At 50.0% G+C, this 15,985-nt stretch carries 17 protein-coding genes; 16 read left to right on the forward strand and 1 reads right to left on the reverse strand.

The window, feature by feature from the left end:
* The first annotated feature begins 31 nt into the window (after positions 1-31).
* The 14 genes from hemW to GOM71_RS12045 all read left to right on the forward strand — a co-directional run bounded on the left by hemW (position 32) and on the right by GOM71_RS12045 (position 12,534).
* Positions 32-1,219 (forward strand): radical SAM family heme chaperone HemW, encoded by a 1,188-nt coding sequence (gene hemW, locus GOM71_RS11980; RefSeq protein ID WP_156281336.1) that lies wholly within the window; start codon positions 32-34, stop codon positions 1,217-1,219.
* 88 nt (positions 1,220-1,307) lie between these two features.
* On the forward strand, positions 1,308-1,787 hold the full coding sequence (locus tag GOM71_RS11985; protein ID WP_367649566.1) for an N-acetyltransferase: 480 nt from the start codon (positions 1,308-1,310) through the stop codon (positions 1,785-1,787).
* Positions 1,788-1,955: 168 nt separating this feature from the next.
* Positions 1,956-2,981, forward strand: a complete 1,026-nt coding sequence (gene hrcA / locus GOM71_RS11990) for a heat-inducible transcriptional repressor HrcA (RefSeq protein ID WP_156281338.1) — start codon at positions 1,956-1,958, stop codon at positions 2,979-2,981.
* Positions 2,932-3,534, forward strand: coding sequence for a nucleotide exchange factor GrpE (grpE, locus tag GOM71_RS11995; RefSeq protein WP_156281341.1), 603 nt, complete (start codon positions 2,932-2,934; stop codon positions 3,532-3,534). Before hrcA ends, grpE begins: the two co-directional genes overlap by 50 nt.
* Before the next feature lie 32 nt (positions 3,535-3,566).
* Entirely contained in the window at positions 3,567-5,405 is a 1,839-nt protein-coding gene (gene dnaK, locus GOM71_RS12000; protein WP_156281343.1) for a molecular chaperone DnaK, read from the forward strand.
* Between the two features lie 141 nt (positions 5,406-5,546).
* Positions 5,547-6,686: a molecular chaperone DnaJ gene (gene dnaJ / locus GOM71_RS12005; RefSeq protein WP_156281345.1), complete on the forward strand. Its 1,140-nt coding sequence runs from the start codon at positions 5,547-5,549 to the stop codon at positions 6,684-6,686.
* 136 nt (positions 6,687-6,822) lie between these two features.
* Positions 6,823-7,314 carry an NUDIX hydrolase gene (locus tag GOM71_RS12010; RefSeq protein ID WP_156281347.1) on the forward strand — a complete coding sequence of 164 codons (492 nt, stop codon included), beginning with the start codon at positions 6,823-6,825 and terminating at the stop codon, positions 7,312-7,314.
* Between the two features lie 112 nt (positions 7,315-7,426).
* Positions 7,427-7,597, forward strand: coding sequence for a YfhD family protein (locus GOM71_RS12015; protein ID WP_156281349.1), 171 nt, complete (start codon positions 7,427-7,429; stop codon positions 7,595-7,597).
* A 6-nt stretch (positions 7,598-7,603) separates the two neighbouring features.
* On the forward strand, positions 7,604-7,807 hold the full coding sequence (locus GOM71_RS12020) for a hypothetical protein (RefSeq protein ID WP_156281351.1): 204 nt from the start codon (positions 7,604-7,606) through the stop codon (positions 7,805-7,807).
* A gap of 299 nt (positions 7,808-8,106) precedes the next feature.
* Positions 8,107-9,099, forward strand: a complete 993-nt coding sequence (gene prmA, locus GOM71_RS12025; RefSeq protein ID WP_156281353.1) for a 50S ribosomal protein L11 methyltransferase — start codon at positions 8,107-8,109, stop codon at positions 9,097-9,099.
* 4 nt (positions 9,100-9,103) lie between these two features.
* Entirely contained in the window at positions 9,104-9,775 is a 672-nt protein-coding gene (locus GOM71_RS12030) for a site-2 protease family protein (protein WP_156281355.1), read from the forward strand.
* A gap of 62 nt (positions 9,776-9,837) precedes the next feature.
* Positions 9,838-10,623: an RsmE family RNA methyltransferase gene (locus tag GOM71_RS12035; protein WP_156281357.1), complete on the forward strand. Its 786-nt coding sequence runs from the start codon at positions 9,838-9,840 to the stop codon at positions 10,621-10,623.
* A gap of 6 nt (positions 10,624-10,629) precedes the next feature.
* A complete protein-coding gene (gene mtaB / locus GOM71_RS12040; protein WP_156281359.1) occupies positions 10,630-11,994 on the forward strand; it encodes a tRNA (N(6)-L-threonylcarbamoyladenosine(37)-C(2))-methylthiotransferase MtaB in 1,365 nt (454 codons plus the stop codon).
* 108 nt (positions 11,995-12,102) lie between these two features.
* Positions 12,103-12,534 carry an NUDIX hydrolase gene (locus GOM71_RS12045; protein ID WP_156281361.1) on the forward strand — a complete coding sequence of 144 codons (432 nt, stop codon included), beginning with the start codon at positions 12,103-12,105 and terminating at the stop codon, positions 12,532-12,534.
* Here the strand turns inward: GOM71_RS12045 and GOM71_RS12050 are convergent, their stop codons facing one another.
* Positions 12,535-13,509 carry a Na/Pi symporter gene (locus GOM71_RS12050; protein WP_156281363.1) on the reverse strand — a complete coding sequence of 325 codons (975 nt, stop codon included), beginning with the start codon at positions 13,507-13,509 and terminating at the stop codon, positions 12,535-12,537.
* Positions 13,510-13,642: 133 nt separating this feature from the next.
* Here GOM71_RS12050 and GOM71_RS12055 point away from each other — a divergent pair, with 133 nt between their 5' ends.
* Both GOM71_RS12055 and GOM71_RS12060 read left to right on the forward strand, forming a co-directional pair.
* Positions 13,643-15,010, forward strand: coding sequence for a class I SAM-dependent rRNA methyltransferase (locus GOM71_RS12055; protein ID WP_367649568.1), 1,368 nt, complete (start codon positions 13,643-13,645; stop codon positions 15,008-15,010).
* Positions 15,011-15,368: 358 nt separating this feature from the next.
* The gene (locus GOM71_RS12060; RefSeq protein WP_253944814.1) at positions 15,369-15,755 is read left to right on the forward strand and encodes a VOC family protein; all 387 of its coding nucleotides are present in this window, start codon (positions 15,369-15,371) and stop codon (positions 15,753-15,755) included.
* Positions 15,756-15,985 lie beyond the last annotated feature (230 nt).

The following is a 15,985-nucleotide window of genomic DNA, read 5'->3' on the forward strand; positions in this document are numbered from 1 at the left end:
AAATGATTTTAGGCAAGAGAGGAGGGACGTTATGGCGATCGCAACAATTTCAGCGCCTAGGGCGCTATATATTCACATTCCGTTTTGTACGAACAAATGCCATTATTGCGACTTTACGTCTTATGTATTAAAGGGGCAGCCGGTTGACGAATATTTGGACGCGCTGGAGCGGGAGATGGAGCGTACAACGGCGGAGCTGCCGCCTGTGCAAATCGACACTGTGTTTGTCGGCGGAGGCACGCCGACTGTGCTTACGCCGCCGCAGATGAAACGGTTCCTTGCCGATGTTAAACGGCATTTCCCGTTAGCGGACGATGTAGAGTTTACGATGGAAGCGAATCCGGGTACGACCGATCCGGAAAAGCTTGCTGCGATGTTCGAAGGCGGGGTCAATCGAATCAGCTTTGGCGTACAATCCTTCGACAACGACTTGCTGGAGCGAATCGGCCGCATTCATAATGTAGACGATGTCTACAAAAGCTTGGAAAACGCCCGCGCTGCAGGCTTTACCAATCTATCGATCGATTTGATGTTCGGCTTGCCGGGACAAACGACGGCAACGCTTGAAGACAGCGTAAATAAAGCGTTGGCGCTTAAGCTGCCCCATTATTCGCTTTACAGCTTGAAGGTCGAGGAAAATACGCTGTTCCATAAGCTGTATCAACGCGACGAGCTGCCGCTTCCTTCCGAGGATGAAGAGTTCAATATGTACATTCATTTGATGGATCGGCTCAAGCAGGCGGGCTATACGCATTACGAAATTAGCAATTTTGCGCTGCCGGGCTACGAAAGCCGCCACAATTCCACCTACTGGCGCAACGAGCCTTATTACGGGCTAGGCGCCGGCGCTCACGGCTATGCGGGCAGAGTGCGGCATATTAATGTTAAGGGCGTACAGCCCTTTATTGATTATACGAAGACGAAGCTGCCGCGCCTGGAGGTGAATCCGGTGTCCGAGCAGGAAGCGATGGAAGATTTCATGATGGTCGGCTTACGGCTGTTAGAAGGTGTCAAAGCCTCTAGTTTTGCCCGTCAGTTTGACGGCATGACATTAGAGAGTAAGTTCGGTCCAATTATCGATAAACTGCTGAAGGACGGGCTGCTTGAGCGATTAGAATGGCCAGGGGATCACGGCTACAAGCTGACGGATAAAGGGGTTCTATTCGGAAACGATGTATTTGGCTCGTTTATCGGATTGGATGAAAATAGCGACTCTTAATTTTTCGATAAATCCCTCTTGAAAAAATATTCTATTCGCTGTATATTTATTCAATATTAAATATGCACCGGGTGGAGGCGAAGGTAGCGTGGGAGCGACGGAAAGTTTGCAGGCTGTTTGCAGAATAGCAACAGCAGAGGATGTCGATATTTTATTTGAGTTAATTAAAGGCTATGCGGAGAAAGGGATCATGCTGCCCCGCTCGCGGGAGGTGCTGCTGCGGCAAATTGACACATTCGTTGTGGCGGAAGTCGGGGACGCTGTTGTCGGCTGCGGTTCCCTCACCCGGTTAGGACCGGAACTTGTGGAAATTCGTTCGCTTGGGATGACCGAAGGCTACAAGGGGCTTGGCATTGGCAGCAAGCTCGTTACGAAGCTGATCGAACAAGCTAAAGCGCAAGGCATTCCGAAGATTATGGCGCTTACTTATGCGGACGAGTTTTTTAAGCGGAATGGCTTCTCGGTAGTGGATAAAGAGATTTTCCCGGAGAAAGTCTGGACGGATTGCGTCAATTGCCCGAAACAGCACGCATGTGATGAAATCGCTGTGCTCCGCGTATTGGACTAGTAAGCTCGAATGAAATTCGGGCTCTGTATAAGCGGTTAAAAATACCGAACCGACTTGACAACGCTCAAGCTGGTTTGGTATTTTTGTATTATTGATTAGCACTCAACTTAAATGAGTGCTAACGACAAGAATGAACAGTAGCAATTTGATGTGAGAGGGTGATTTAGAATGTTAACCGATCGGCAGCGAATGATACTGAATGCAATTGTAGACGATTATATCCGTTCGGCGGAACCTGTTGGTTCGCGGAGCATTTCTAAACGGGGCGATGTCGGCTTCAGTCCTGCTACAATCCGCAACGAAATGGCGGATTTGGAGGAACTGGGCTTTTTGGAGCAGCCGCACACATCTGCCGGCCGAATCCCTTCCACTAAAGGCTATCGCTACTACGTCGATCACCTCGTAAAGCTGAATGAAGTCGGCGAGGAGGATTTGACGAAGGTTCGTTCGTTTTTTTCAGAAAAAGTGATTCAAATGGAGCAAGTTATCCAGCATGCAGCAATGATTTTGTCCAGCCTGACCAATTACACCTCGATTCTTCTAGGTCCGGAAACGTTCAGCACGTCGCTGAAGCATTTCAATCTGGTGCCGCTCGACGCAACCTCAGCGGTGGCGATTATCGTCACGAACACAGGCCATGTCGAGAATCGGACGATTCAAATTCCTTCGGGCGTCAGCATGGAGGAAATGGAGAAGGTCGTCAACATTTTGAATACGAAGCTGGTCGGCATTCCGCTTGTTCGCTTGAAGTCGAAGCTTTATGCTGAAATCGGCCAAGAGCTTGAACGTTATATTGATCATTGCGAAGAAGTGCTTGGCGTACTTGATAAGGCGCTGCAAAGCGACGACGAGCAGCGCATCTTTATGAGCGGCACGACAAACATGCTTACGCAGCCGGAATTCAAAGATGTCGACAAGGTGAAGACAATATTGGATTTGCTGGATGAAACTCCTGCTATTATGAAAATGTTTTCCGCGCTCCCTTCGGGTATACAAGTGCGGATCGGTACAGAAAATGACCATGAGGCCATTGCGAATTGCAGCTTGATTACCGCATCGTATTCGGTAGACGGCCACTCGCTTGGCACAATCGGCATTCTTGGACCGACAAGAATGGAGTATGGGAAAGTGATCAGCCTGCTTGATGTCATATCGAAGGATATGGCGATTAAGTTGGGCCGCTGGTATAAATAAGGAGGTGAAATCGGTGAGTAACGAACAAAACGAAACGGTTGAAGAAATCGTTCAAGAGCAAGGAACAGCGCAAGAAACGGAAGCTCAAACGGAATTGCAGGAAGATCCAAAGCTTTCGGAGCTGGCGAAGCTGGCAGAAGAAAATCAGCAGCGTTACTTACGAGCGCAAGCGGATTTTGATAACTTCCGCCGCCGCACGATGAAGGAGAAGGAAGAGCTGGGGCAATATGCATCGATGAAGCTAATCGGACAATTGCTGCCGGTTGTCGATAATTTCGAACGCGCGATTACCGCTTCTGCCGCTGCCGGCGATTATGAATCGCTGGCGAAAGGCGTGGATATGATATTCCGTCAGCTGGAGCAAACGCTGCAGCAAGAAGGTTTGAAAGCTATGGATGCCGTAGGCCAACCGTTTAACCCGGAGTTCCATCAGGCGATTATGACGGTGGAATCCGAGGAACACGAAGAAGGCATTGTTGTAGAAGAAGTACAAAAAGGATACATCCTTAAAGATAAAGTGCTGCGCCCGGCAATGGTGAAGGTAAGCGGCTAAACCCATATACTTAATTTAGGAGGAACAAAACGATGAGTAAAGTAATTGGTATTGACCTTGGCACAACGAACTCTTGCGTTGCTGTAATGGAAGGCGGAGAAGCTGTCGTTATCCCGAATCCGGAAGGCAACCGCACGACGCCGTCCGTAGTCGGCTTCAAGAAAGACGGAGAGCGTATTGTCGGCGAAACGGCGAAACGCCAAGCAATTACAAACCCTGATCGCACAATCAGCTCGATCAAACGCCATATGGGTACAAACCATAAAGAATCGATCGACGGCAAAGATTTTACACCGCAAGAAATTTCGGCCATCATTTTGCAAAAGCTGAAATCCGACGCTGAGGCTTACCTCGGCCAAACGGTAACGCAAGCCGTTATTACGGTTCCGGCTTATTTCAACGACAGCCAGCGCCAAGCGACTAAAGATGCTGGCAAAATTGCCGGCCTGGAAGTTCTTCGTATCGTCAACGAGCCTACTGCTGCTGCGCTTGCATACGGCCTGGAAAAAACAGAAGACCAAACGATTCTCGTATATGACTTGGGCGGCGGTACTTTCGACGTATCGATCCTTGAGCTCGGCGACGGCTTCTTTGAAGTTAAAGCGACTTCCGGCGACAACAAGCTGGGCGGCGACGACTTTGACCAAGTGATCATCGATCATCTCGTTGCGGAATTCAAGAAAGAGCAAGGCATTGACCTGTCAAAGGACAAAGCAGCTGTACAACGTTTGAAGGACGCTGCTGAAAAAGCGAAAAAAGAGCTTTCCGGCGTAATGACTTCGACGATCTCGCTGCCGTTTATTACGATGGTAGACGGCGTGCCTCAGCACTTGGAAACAAACTTGACTCGCGCGAAATTCGAGGAGCTTTCCGCTAACCTCGTTGAACGCACAATGGGACCTGTCCGCCAAGCGCTAAGCGACTCCGGCCTGTCCACTAGCGAAATTCACAAAGTTGTTCTTGTCGGCGGTTCGACTCGTATCCCGGCTGTACAAGAAGCGGTTAAAAAGCTGATCGGCAAAGAGCCGCACAAAGGCGTTAACCCGGACGAAGTGGTTGCCCTTGGCGCAGCTGTTCAAGCCGGCGTATTGACTGGCGACGTCAAAGACGTTGTATTGCTCGACGTTACGCCATTGTCGCTCGGTATCGAGACTGCAGGCGGCGTATTTACGAAAATGATCGATCGCAATACTACGATCCCTACGAGCAAATCGCAAATTTTCTCCACGTATGCTGACAATCAGCCGGGTGTAGAAATTCACGTCTTGCAAGGCGAGCGTCAAATGGCAGCGGGCAACAAAACGCTGGGCCGCTTTACACTGAACGATATTCCTTTGGCGCCGCGCGGCGTGCCGCAAATCGAAGTTACATTCGATATCGACGCAAACGGTATCGTTAACGTATCCGCGCTTGACAAAGGCACAGGCAAAAGCCAAAAAATTACGATCACTTCCTCGAGCGGCTTGAGCGACGAAGAGATCGAAAAAATGATGAAAGATGCCGAGCTTAATGCGGAAGAAGACCGCAAACGCCGCGAGTTGGTTGAAGCGAAAAACGCTGCTGACCAGCTTGTATACTCGGTAGACAAAACGATTAAGGATCTGGGCGATAAAGTTGATCCAGCCGAAATCGAGAAAGCAAATGCAGCAAAAGAAAAAGTGACGGCAGCCGTTGCAACGGATGACATTGAACAAATCAATGCGGCATCGGAAGAGCTGACGCAAATCGTGCAGGCTCTGTCGGTGAAGCTCTACGAGCAAGCGCAAGCGCAGCAAGGCGCTGAAGGCGCAGGCGCTCAAGAGGGTGGCGCTGGTCCGAAAAAAGATAATGTAGTCGACGCTGATTACGAAGTGGTTGACGACAACAAATAATTCGCTTAAACTGCACGAAAGGCGGGTCAAAGGCAGAGCATTTCCTGTCTTTGACCTTCTTCGTGCATGACATCAGGAACTTTGAGGGATCTCAAAGTCACACCTTAATGAGGGGAAATTTAGGGCGGAGGTGAGAGCAAGTTGGCGGACAAACGCGATTATTATGAAGTGCTTGGTTTAGGCAAAAGCGCTTCTGATGATGAAATAAAAAAAGCGTACCGATCTTTGGCGCGCAAATATCATCCGGACGTAAATAAAGAAGCAGATGCGGAATCGAAGTTCAAAGAAGTGAAAGAAGCTTACGACGTGCTTAGCGACGAAGGCAAAAGGTCGACCTACGACCGATTCGGCCATGTTGACCCGAATCAGGGAATGGGCGGAGCCGGCGGCTTCTCCGGCGATTTTGGCGGCGGTTTCGGCGATATTTTCGACATGTTCTTTGGCGGAGGCGGCGGTCGCCGCGATCCGAACGCGCCTCAGCGCGGCAGCGACTTGCAGTATACAATGACAATCGAGTTCAAAGAAGCGGTATTTGGCAAGGAAACCGAAATTACGATTCCGCGCACCGAAACATGCGATACTTGCGTAGGCACAGGGGCAAAGCCGGGAACGAAACCGGAAACTTGTACGGTCTGCAAAGGCAGCGGTCAACAGGAGGTTGCGCAAAATACGCCGTTCGGACGTATTGTCAACCGCCGCGCTTGTTCGAATTGCAGCGGCACGGGCCGCGTAATCAAAGAGAAGTGCGGAACTTGCCATGGCGCCGGCAAAGTAAAAAAACAGCGTAAAATTAATGTGCGCATTCCTGCCGGCGTGGATGACGGCGCTCAAATCCGTCTTTCCGGCGAAGGCGAAGGCGGCTTGCGGGGCGGTCCGTCCGGCGATTTGTATATCGTAATCCGCGTGAAATCGCATGAGTTTTTCGAGCGTGAGAACGATGATATTTATTGCGAGGTTCCGCTTACATTTGTGCAAGCGGCCCTTGGCGACGAGATTGAAATCCCGACGCTGACGGAAAAAGTGAAGCTGAAAATTCCGGCAGGCACGCAAACGGGCACCTATTTCCGCTTAAAGGGAAAAGGCGTGCCTAAGCTTCGCGGCTACGGTCAAGGCGACCAGCATGTTAAAGTGACGGTCGTAACGCCAACGAAGCTGAGTGACGAGCAGAAGGATCTGCTTCGCCAATTCGGCGGCGTTACCGGCGGGGAATTGGCTGAAAGCGGCCATGATCATCATGAATCGATATTTGAACGAATGAAGAAAGCGTTCCGCGGCGAGTAGCCCGGAGCGTTTTTTTTATAGGCAACATTACTTTGCCTGGTTTTTTGCTCCTTGGACAGCAAGGGATATAAAAACGCAACGGCGAATATGAAGAATATGGTTGGCTTAAATTCCGATAGCTTGGAGGAAGGGCAGAATGCCAGATAATAATGACAATTTTTATCGACATCTAGGGGTTTATGGAATTTGTGTGGCAGATAAATGTATTTTAGTTATCCGTAAAATTTTAGGCCCCTACACAGGTAAATATGATTTGCCTGGTGGTCGGTTAGAAAAAATGGAATTTCTGGAGCAAGGAGTCATAAGAGAATTCCGAGAAGAAACGGGATATACAATTCGAAAGCTTAAAAATATTGGTGTCTGTGATTTTTCTGTGAGGTGGACATTACAAGATAATACGGTTGAAAATTTACACCATATTGCAATCTTATATGAAACAGATATTGATTTGGAAGAGACAACAAATTCCATTGAATTGTTTAAAGGACAAGATTCAAACGGAGTTATTTGGATATCCTTTGATGAAGTGACTTCTGCCAATTCATCGCCTCTGGTATTGCAGGCAATTGAATGGATACGCACAGGGACTATTCCTCTTATGAGAGGTGCATTCGATTATACAATCTAACTATGGGAGACGGCATAGTCGTTTATGTATGCGCATAATCGGCAGCTCCGCAGAGCATGCTAATTTAGTTGGCATGAATCTAATAACATGACATTAAAGGAGCTGCTTCGCTATGACGCAAAACGATAAAAATGAGTTGGAAAAAGTGAATTTCGGCGAGCTGCCGATTGGCGAGTACGAGGATGTCGAGTTTTCCGAGGAGCTTGCGGACGAGGCGGATCACAAAGCGGCTGAGCGTGCTGCGCAAGCGGATCAGCGCGCGCGTCAGCATTCGCAGGAATAGCTTTAGATGAACCAGTTTGAGATTCGCGCTAATTTTACGGGCCCAGAAGCAGCGCAAGAAGCGCTTCATAAGCTGCAGGCATTGCGGGCTTTTGAAGTAAACGGATTGTTCGAGAGCGGCTATTTGACGGCAACGGTTGATGAAGCTGTTGTCGACCGCGCCGTTCATTTAATCCGCCAAGTCGGCGGCCATACCGAAACAATCGGATAATCATAATGCAAAAGCGGTACAAGAGATCCCTTCTTGTACCGCTTTTTTGTGTTTCCTGTGAGAACTGTCCTTGAGGCAAACGGAGTAGTTCGAATCATTCTGGAGAAGCGGCAGCATTTGCTTTTGTGAGGGGATTCCGGCTCAAATTCGATTATTCAAAGGAACCCCCGAGCAATGGCAATCGGAAGAACATTCGAAATACAAAGTTAGCCTTGCTAAAGGACAGTCTCTTTTCTTTGTTTAAAACTCCCGTTTAGTGTACAATAGATGTTAGTTTTTCACACTGGAGGGTAATAAAAATGAAATGGCATGAAATTACAATCTCGACGACGGAACAGGCAATCGAGATGATTTCCAACTTTCTGCATGAAATGGACGCGGACGGCGTATCCATTGAAGAATCGGGAACGCTGAACAAACAGCGCGACACTTCGCTCGGACAATGGTACGAACTTCCGCTTAACGATATTCCGGAAGGCCATGCGGTTATTAAAGGCTATTTCCTCGAAGGAACGGATATGGGAGCGGTTGAAGCTTCATTGCGGCCTTCGATTGACCAGCTTAGAGAGTTCGGCATCGAGCCGGGCGATTATGAAATCAGCAGCAAAATCGTCGATGAAGAGGACTGGGCGAACGCTTGGAAGCAATATTTCAAGCCGATCCGCGTCTCAGACCGGCTGACAATCAAGCCGACATGGGAAGATTATGAAGCGGGTGAAGGCGAGAACATCATCGAGCTTGATCCCGGCATGGCATTTGGCACCGGCACGCATCCGACGACCGCGCTCTGCTTGCAGACATTGGAGTCCGTCATTAAGACTGGCGATGAAGTGATCGACGTCGGCACTGGCTCCGGCATTCTTGCAATCGGCGCCGTTAAATTGGGCGCATCCCGCGTGCTTGCGCTGGATCTCGATCCGGTTGCCGTATCGAGCGCAACGGAAAATGTTCGTCTGAACGGGCTGTCGGACACGATCGAAGTCGTGGAAAGCGACCTGCTTGGCGTGCTGGGCGGCAAAGTCGTGCACGCCGTCAACGAAACCGAAGCGCGCCAGACGTCGGTATCGCTGCCGGTCGATTTGGTTGTCGCCAATATTTTAGCCGAAATCATTCTGCTGTTCATTGATGATGTCTATGCGGCGCTCAAACCGGATGGTATTTATATCGCGTCCGGCATTTATAAAAACAAAGAGACGGATGTGGAAGAGGCGCTTATCCGCTCCGGCTTTACGATTGTAGAAAAACGCCGCGACGAGGATTGGATCGCTTTCGTTGCGCGCAAACCGAGGTGAGTGAATGAATTTGGAAAGCTTTCTGGCCTATCCGCTTGAGGACTTGCCGTTTGTTGCGCTTGTCCTCATCATCGCATTTACGGTACATGAATTTGCGCATGCTTACAGCGCCTATAAGTTTGGCGACAACACTGCCTACAATGCCGGTCGCGTAACGCTTAATCCGCGCGTGCATATTGACTTGCTGGGCGCGATTCTCATTCTGATTGCCGGTTTCGGCTGGGCAAAGCCGACGCCGGTCGTTCAGGAACGATTCAAGCATCCCCGTCTCATGGGAATAATTGTGACTGCAGCAGGTCCGCTTAGCAATTTGCTGCTCGGCATTATCGGCATTTTTCTCTATTACATTTGCTTCTCGACAGGGCTGCTGGAAGCTGGTTCAAGAGGCGTAACGCTGGCGATACTTACATTTCTCAATTATTTGATCGGCTTGAATTTTTTACTGTTCGTGTTCAACCTCATTCCGCTTCCGCCGCTTGACGGCTATCGGATTATTTCAAATCTGATGCCGCGTGACCTTCGTGATAAAATGGACCAGCACGTACAGTGGGGCGTATTTTTCTTTCTTTTGATCGTGTTCATCCCACCGCTGAGGAGAGTTACCTTGGATCCGATTTTAAGCTGGGTCGGCCCGCTAACGCGGTTTTTTGATGGAATGATTAGGCAGTTGTTCTAATTCGATTTCATGGATTTTATACGTGAAAACATGCTATGATGAAGGATGGTTAGGTAAACGCGATGCAACGATATTTTGTGTCAGCGGAGCAGTTTGAAGGCCGCGATAGCGTACGATTAACAGAAGATGACGCTTTTCATGCCGTTCGTGTTATGCGAATGAAAGAAGGCGAGAAATTTATCGTCAGCGACGGCGCTTCTCGGGTAGCGCTTGCGGCAGTTGAGGAAGCATCCGCTGCTGAGGTGCGTGCTCGAATTGTCGAAGAGCTTCCGATGGAGAGCGAGCCTGCCTGGTCGGTTACGATCGCGCAGAGCTTGCCTAAAGGCGACAAGATGGAGCTGGTCATTCAGAAGGGGACGGAAATTGGCGCCTATCGTTTCGCGCCGTTCCAATCCGAGCGGATGATTGTCCAATACGACGGAAAAAAAGAAGCGAAGCGTCTGGAACGGTGGGGCAAGATCGCCAAGGAGGCGGCGGAGCAAGCGCACCGCTGTATCGTTCCTCAGGTAGAGGCTGTTCGGTCCTGGCGCGAGCTGACTGATTCGATATCGGATTTTGATTTAGCGTTGTTTTGTTACGAAAGGGAAGGCGACGGGGCTAAAGGCAAGGGCGTGAAGGACGCGCTGCTCGAATGGAAGCGTTCATGCGGGGGCGAATTGCCGGACTCGCCGAAGCTGCTGCTCATCGTCGGTCCCGAAGGCGGCTTTACAGAAGCGGAAGCAAAGGGCGCTGAAGCGGCCGGCGCGATTGTCGTCGGACTTGGCAAACGGATACTGCGTACGGAAACTGCAGGTATCGTCGGCCTTACCTGCTTGCTTTATGAAGCCGGAGAAATGGGAGGAGCGTAAGCGATTATGCCATCGGTAGCATTTTACACCTTGGGGTGCAAAGTTAATTTTTACGACACAGAGGCCATTTGGCAGCTATTTAAAAATGAAGGCTATGAACAGGTGGACTTTGAGTCGACTGCCGACGTCTATCTTATCAACACCTGTACCGTGACGAATACGGGCGATAAGAAAAGCCGGCAAATTATCCGCCGTGCCGTACGCCGCAACCCGGATGCGGTCATTGCCGTAACCGGTTGCTATGCGCAAACGTCGCCTGCGGAAATTATGGCGATTCCGGGCGTCGATCTCGTAATCGGCACACAGGACCGCGAGAAAATTTTATCTTTTGTTGATCAGATTCATGCTGACCGGAAACCGGTCAATGCGGTCCGCAACATTATGAAAACGCGTGAATTCGAAGAGCTGGACGTGCCGGATTTCTCCGAACGGACGCGCGCATTTCTGAAAATTCAAGAAGGCTGCAACAATTTCTGCACCTTCTGTATTATTCCTTGGTCGCGCGGACTGTCGCGCAGCCGTGATCCGAAAAGCGTAATCGAGCAGGCGAAGCAGCTTGTTGCTTCCGGCTATAAAGAAATTGTCCTTACCGGCATTCATACTGGCGGATACGGCGACGATATGGAAAACTACCGTCTAACCGATCTGCTGTGGGATTTGGACAAGGTAGACGGGCTTGAACGCATTCGCATCAGCTCGATCGAAGCAAGCCAGATTGACGATGCGATGATCGACGTGCTTAACCGTTCGACTAAAATGTGCCGCCATCTCCATATTCCGCTGCAAGCGGGCGAAAACTCGGTGCTGAAACGGATGCGCCGCAAGTATACGACTGAAGAGTTTGCGGCGAAGCTGAAACGAATTCGCGAAGCAATGCCTGGCGTAGCGATAACGACCGACGTGATTGTCGGCTTCCCTGGCGAGACGGAAGAAATGTTCGAGCAGGGCTATCGCTTCATGGAGGAAGTCGGCTTCTCTGAAATGCACGTCTTCCCGTATTCGAAGCGTACAGGCACGCCGGCCGCCCGGATGGAAGACCAAGTGGACGAGGAAGTGAAAAACGAGCGCGTTCATAAGCTGATTGATCTGTCCGAGCGCATGCAGCTGCAATACTCGGAGCAGCATGTCGGCGCGGTGCTTGATATTATTCCAGAGCGGGATTATAAAGGAGCTCCGGGAACCGGGCTTGTAATGGGGTATTCCGACAACTATTTGCAAGTCGTCTTCGAAGGCGACGAGTCGCTGGTAGGCAAGCTTTGCCGCGTGAAAATTACGGAAGCCGGCGTTAACGAAAGCCGCGGACAGTTAATTCGCGTTCTTGACGAAACAGGCTTAAGCAATTTTGGACATGCGGAAGCATTGAGAGCTTAACTAACGAATGACAGCGAGGTTTTCAGCCGATCGGATTTCCCGGTTGGACGGAGGCCTCGTTTGTTGCATAGGAATGCTAACGTCTATACAAGCAAGGGGGAAGCGGACATGAAGGAAATTTCAGCAGGAGGCGTTGTTTATCGCCGGAACGAGGCAGGCGAGCTGCAAATTCAGCTCATTCAGGACCGATACGGTAAAGTGTCACTGCCGAAAGGGAAGATGGAAGCCGGCGAGACGGTCGAACAAACGGCGCTGCGAGAAATTGCCGAAGAAACCGGATTAACCGGCGTTATTATCGAACCGATCGATCAGATCAAATATCAGTATCACGACGATGTAAAAGGAACGGTCGATAAAGAGGTTCATTACTATTTGGTAGAAGCGGTTGGCGGTTCGCTGCAAGCGCAGGTTGAAGAAATTCGCGGCGTCGAATGGTTCGAGCCGATGGAAGCCTGGCGCCGTCAGAAGCAATCCGGCTATGACAATAATAACCGGATTGTTGCGGGCGCTCTTCATTTGCTCGGCTTAAAGACGGATTGATCAGGCTGATTGCAGCTTGCGGAATACAGGTAGGTAGCATAGCGGCAAAGCGAGCAGCGAACTGGCGACGTTGAATATGGTCTGCGCGTGCGCAATTTGACTGGCCGGGGAATAGGCCATCCAGCCGGACGCGACGGCCAGCTCTCCGATGAACGGCATGAACAGCAAGGCTCCGCCTGCATTAAGTGCGATATGAGACAGTGCGACGAATTGTCCGCCTTTCGTTCCGCCAATTGAAGCAAGCAGCGCTGTTGCGCATGTACCGATGTTGGCGCCAAGCACGACGGCGACGCCCAGCTCAAGCGGCATGGCTCCGATCGAGGCAAAGCCCATTATGATGCCGATGACGGCTGCACTGCTATGGACAATTGCGGTTAGAATGGCCCCGGCAGCAAGGCCCCACCATAGGCTCGCTCGCGCCCGATCGAGAAACCATCCGAACAGCTCGCTTTGCTGGACATCAGAACCGACGCTTTGCATGATGGTCATGCCGGCGAGCAGTACGCTGAAGCCGCCTAACGCAACACAGCCGGAGCGTATGACGGCGAGCTTGCTAAGCAGCGCGTCGTGAAGCCGGAGCAGATTATATTCATCAAGAAGCGCAGTAACAAGCCATCCGATGGTCGATGCGACGAGCAGCGGGATCGCCAATCGATTTAAATTCAATCCGATTAGCTCGGTGGTAAGACAAGTGCCGATGTTGGAACCGAGTATGATGCCTAATGTTCGGGGAAAGGTCAACAAGCCGGTATTGACGAGCCCGATTGCAATGACGGTGACTGCCGTACTGCTTTGCAGGAACGCGGTCGTGGCCGTACCGACGGCAAGGCCGTGAAGCGGTGTTGCTGTAGAACGGTGCAGCAGCCGGTTCAAATGCGGGCCGGCGAGCTGATGGAGCGCAAGCTCCATCAGTTTCATGCCGATAAGAAAAATCGTAAAACCAAGCGCAATCGGCAACGCAATCGATAAGAACATAAGCGGATCTCCTTTTGGACAAGGGGCATTTCGTATCTATACATATGCTTGAACGCAGACAGGCATGACAAACACAGGGTGCAGCGCGGACTGCGGCAATCGGCAGCAGACGCATAGGGAGGAAGATTAGCTAGTGAGCGACAATAAAGCAAAAATATGGCTGCAGCGCAGTCGGAAAAAACGGCTGGAGCTTGGCCATCCTTGGATTTACGCCAATGAAATAGAGCGAGTGGAAGGTGAAGCGGCGCCTGGCGACATCGTTGATGTCGTATCGCATAAAGGACAATTTCTGGCGTCGGGCTATTACAATCCCAAGTCGCAAATTACGGTGCGAGTCGTATCGCACAAGCCGATAGCGGAGATGGATGTCGCATTTTTCCGCGAACGGCTAAAGCAGTGTGCAGACTACCGCCGCCGGTTCGTTCCTGACCGGGATTGCAGGCTCGTCTATGGCGAAGCCGATTTTTTGCCCGGGTTGACTGTTGACCGCTTCGGTGACGTTCTCGTTATTCAACTGCTGACGCTTGGCATGGATCTGAGAAGAGATGCGTTGATTGAAGCTTTAATCGACGTCTTTCAGCCGAAAGGCATCTATGAGCGGAGCGATGTCGGAGTTAGACAATTGGAAGGCTTGGAGCAGCGTACTGGCGTCCTGTACGGAGAATGTCCGGCAATTATAGAAATTGAAGAAAACGGCTTGAAGCTGGAAGTGGATATTGTAGAGGGGCAGAAAACAGGCTACTTCTTCGATCAACGCGAGAATCGCGCGTCCATTGCTCCGCTGATGACAGGTTGGGGCGAAAGAAGCGGTATTCGGCTGGAGCGTACGACCGGCGAGGACGGCGGCGAGAAGCTGGCGCCGTTTAATGCGAACGGCAAAGAAGTGACGTTCCCCTATTGGGATGGCGCGACCGTGCTGGAATGTTTCGCCCATACCGGCAGCTTTACGCTGCATGCTTGCAAATACGGCGCGAAACGAGTCACTTGTCTTGATGTCTCGGAGCATGCCATCGATACGGCCCGCCGAAATGTAGAGCGCAACGGCTTTACGGACCGCGTCGAATTTGTCGTCGCCGACGCCTTTGACTATTTGCGGAACCAAGTTAAAGGTCTCGAAGAAAAGGCGGAGAGAAGCAAAGCAGGCGCCGATACTTCACAGAAACTGAGCGGCAATGGCCGTACGTGGGATGTCGTTATCCTAGACCCGCCGGCGTTTGCCAAAACGAAAAGCGCAATTCCCGGCGCATGCCGCGGCTACAAAGACATTAACCTTCAGGGGCTCAAGCTCGTTAACGAAGGCGGTTATCTTGTCACCGCAAGCTGCTCCTATCATATGCGCCCGGATTTGTTTCTGGAGACGATCCAGGAAGCGGCTTCTGATGCGGGTAAGCTGCTTAGGCTCGTAGAATGGCGAGCGGCAGGCAAAGATCATCCGCAGCTGCTTGGCGTAAGCGAAGGCCATTATTTGAAATTTGCCGTATTTGAGGTGCGGAGCAAATAGTAGCGAAGTCCGGAACGGCTCGGAAATGCGAGTACGAGCTGTCCCGGGCTTTTTTTAATATTTGGCTGTGTTAAATCATGTTGTTGATATTTGAGAGTTACGAACGTTTGTTCTATAGTTAGGGTAACATCATTATTTCGGAGATGATTTACCCATGGTTTTGAAGGAACTTAAAAGGCTTGCCGATGCCTTGGACGAAAGCGGAAAGCGAGAGCTTATCTACTTTTGCTTGCTAGCTATTAGGCAGGAAATCTAAATTTGTTTAACGAATTGTTTGAACAATTACAAAGTGAAGGGAAGGTTCACCTTGATACCTCAAAGAGTAAGTCTAATCACGATTGGTGCCTGGAATTTACCGATGCTTCGTACGTTTTATAAGAACATGGGATGGACAGAAACGGACTGGAGTTCTGATAATTATTCCGTTTTTAAAACAGCAGGCGGAATGTTATCCATATGGTCAATACATGAAATGACAAAAGACGTTACTATTCCAGTTTCTGATACCCCTGATTATTTCCGTGGTGTTACATTAAGTATTAATGTCGATGCTCCAAGCCAAGTAGACGAAGTTATTGAAAAAGCGAAGGAAGCTGGTGCAAAGATATTAACGGATGCTCATGACGCATTCTGGGGAGGACGAAGCGGTTCATTCTTTGACCCAGAAAATAACTATTGGGAAATTGCGTACAACCCGAATTCAGTTTTTGACGAACGTGGAGCAATGATTGAAATGAATGGATAGCAATATAGTCAGCATTAAACCGCTTTTATTGAGGTGGTTTTCTCTTTGACAAAATCAACATTGAAAATAAACAGAGCCTTATATTTAATAGTGAAGGAAAGCCAACAAAGGAAGTAAGCCTGAGGGGAATTATTGGAATTTCCAAAAAAATTATAATAGCATAAAAAATATAAAAAGTGCAATGTTTTTGGTGAAAAATGGGTTGATATTTATTTGGTTATCGATTAAAG

The organism is Paenibacillus sp. NEAU-GSW1, from assembly GCF_009737085.1.
Classification (GTDB): Bacteria; Bacillota; Bacilli; order Paenibacillales; family Paenibacillaceae; genus Pristimantibacillus.

Coding starts and splice junctions, on each gene's coding strand:
- GOM71_RS12045 (WP_156281361.1), top strand. CDS start 12,103: ATGAAGGAAATTTCAGCAGGAGGCGTTGTTTATCGCCGGAACGAGGCA.
- GOM71_RS12010 (WP_156281347.1), top strand. CDS start 6,823: ATGCCAGATAATAATGACAATTTTTATCGACATCTAGGGGTTTATGGA.
- GOM71_RS12020 (WP_156281351.1), top strand. CDS start 7,604: ATGAACCAGTTTGAGATTCGCGCTAATTTTACGGGCCCAGAAGCAGCG.
- GOM71_RS12050 (WP_156281363.1), bottom strand. CDS start 13,509: ATGTTCTTATCGATTGCGTTGCCGATTGCGCTTGGTTTTACGATTTTT.
- hrcA (WP_156281338.1), top strand. CDS start 1,956: ATGTTAACCGATCGGCAGCGAATGATACTGAATGCAATTGTAGACGAT.
- GOM71_RS12015 (WP_156281349.1), top strand. CDS start 7,427: ATGACGCAAAACGATAAAAATGAGTTGGAAAAAGTGAATTTCGGCGAG.
- prmA (WP_156281353.1), top strand. CDS start 8,107: ATGAAATGGCATGAAATTACAATCTCGACGACGGAACAGGCAATCGAG.
- GOM71_RS12060 (WP_253944814.1), top strand. CDS start 15,369: ATGCTTCGTACGTTTTATAAGAACATGGGATGGACAGAAACGGACTGG.
- hemW (WP_156281336.1), top strand. CDS start 32: ATGGCGATCGCAACAATTTCAGCGCCTAGGGCGCTATATATTCACATT.
- mtaB (WP_156281359.1), top strand. CDS start 10,630: ATGCCATCGGTAGCATTTTACACCTTGGGGTGCAAAGTTAATTTTTAC.
- grpE (WP_156281341.1), top strand. CDS start 2,932: ATGTCATATCGAAGGATATGGCGATTAAGTTGGGCCGCTGGTATAAAT.
- GOM71_RS12030 (WP_156281355.1), top strand. CDS start 9,104: ATGAATTTGGAAAGCTTTCTGGCCTATCCGCTTGAGGACTTGCCGTTT.
- dnaK (WP_156281343.1), top strand. CDS start 3,567: ATGAGTAAAGTAATTGGTATTGACCTTGGCACAACGAACTCTTGCGTT.
- GOM71_RS12035 (WP_156281357.1), top strand. CDS start 9,838: ATGCAACGATATTTTGTGTCAGCGGAGCAGTTTGAAGGCCGCGATAGC.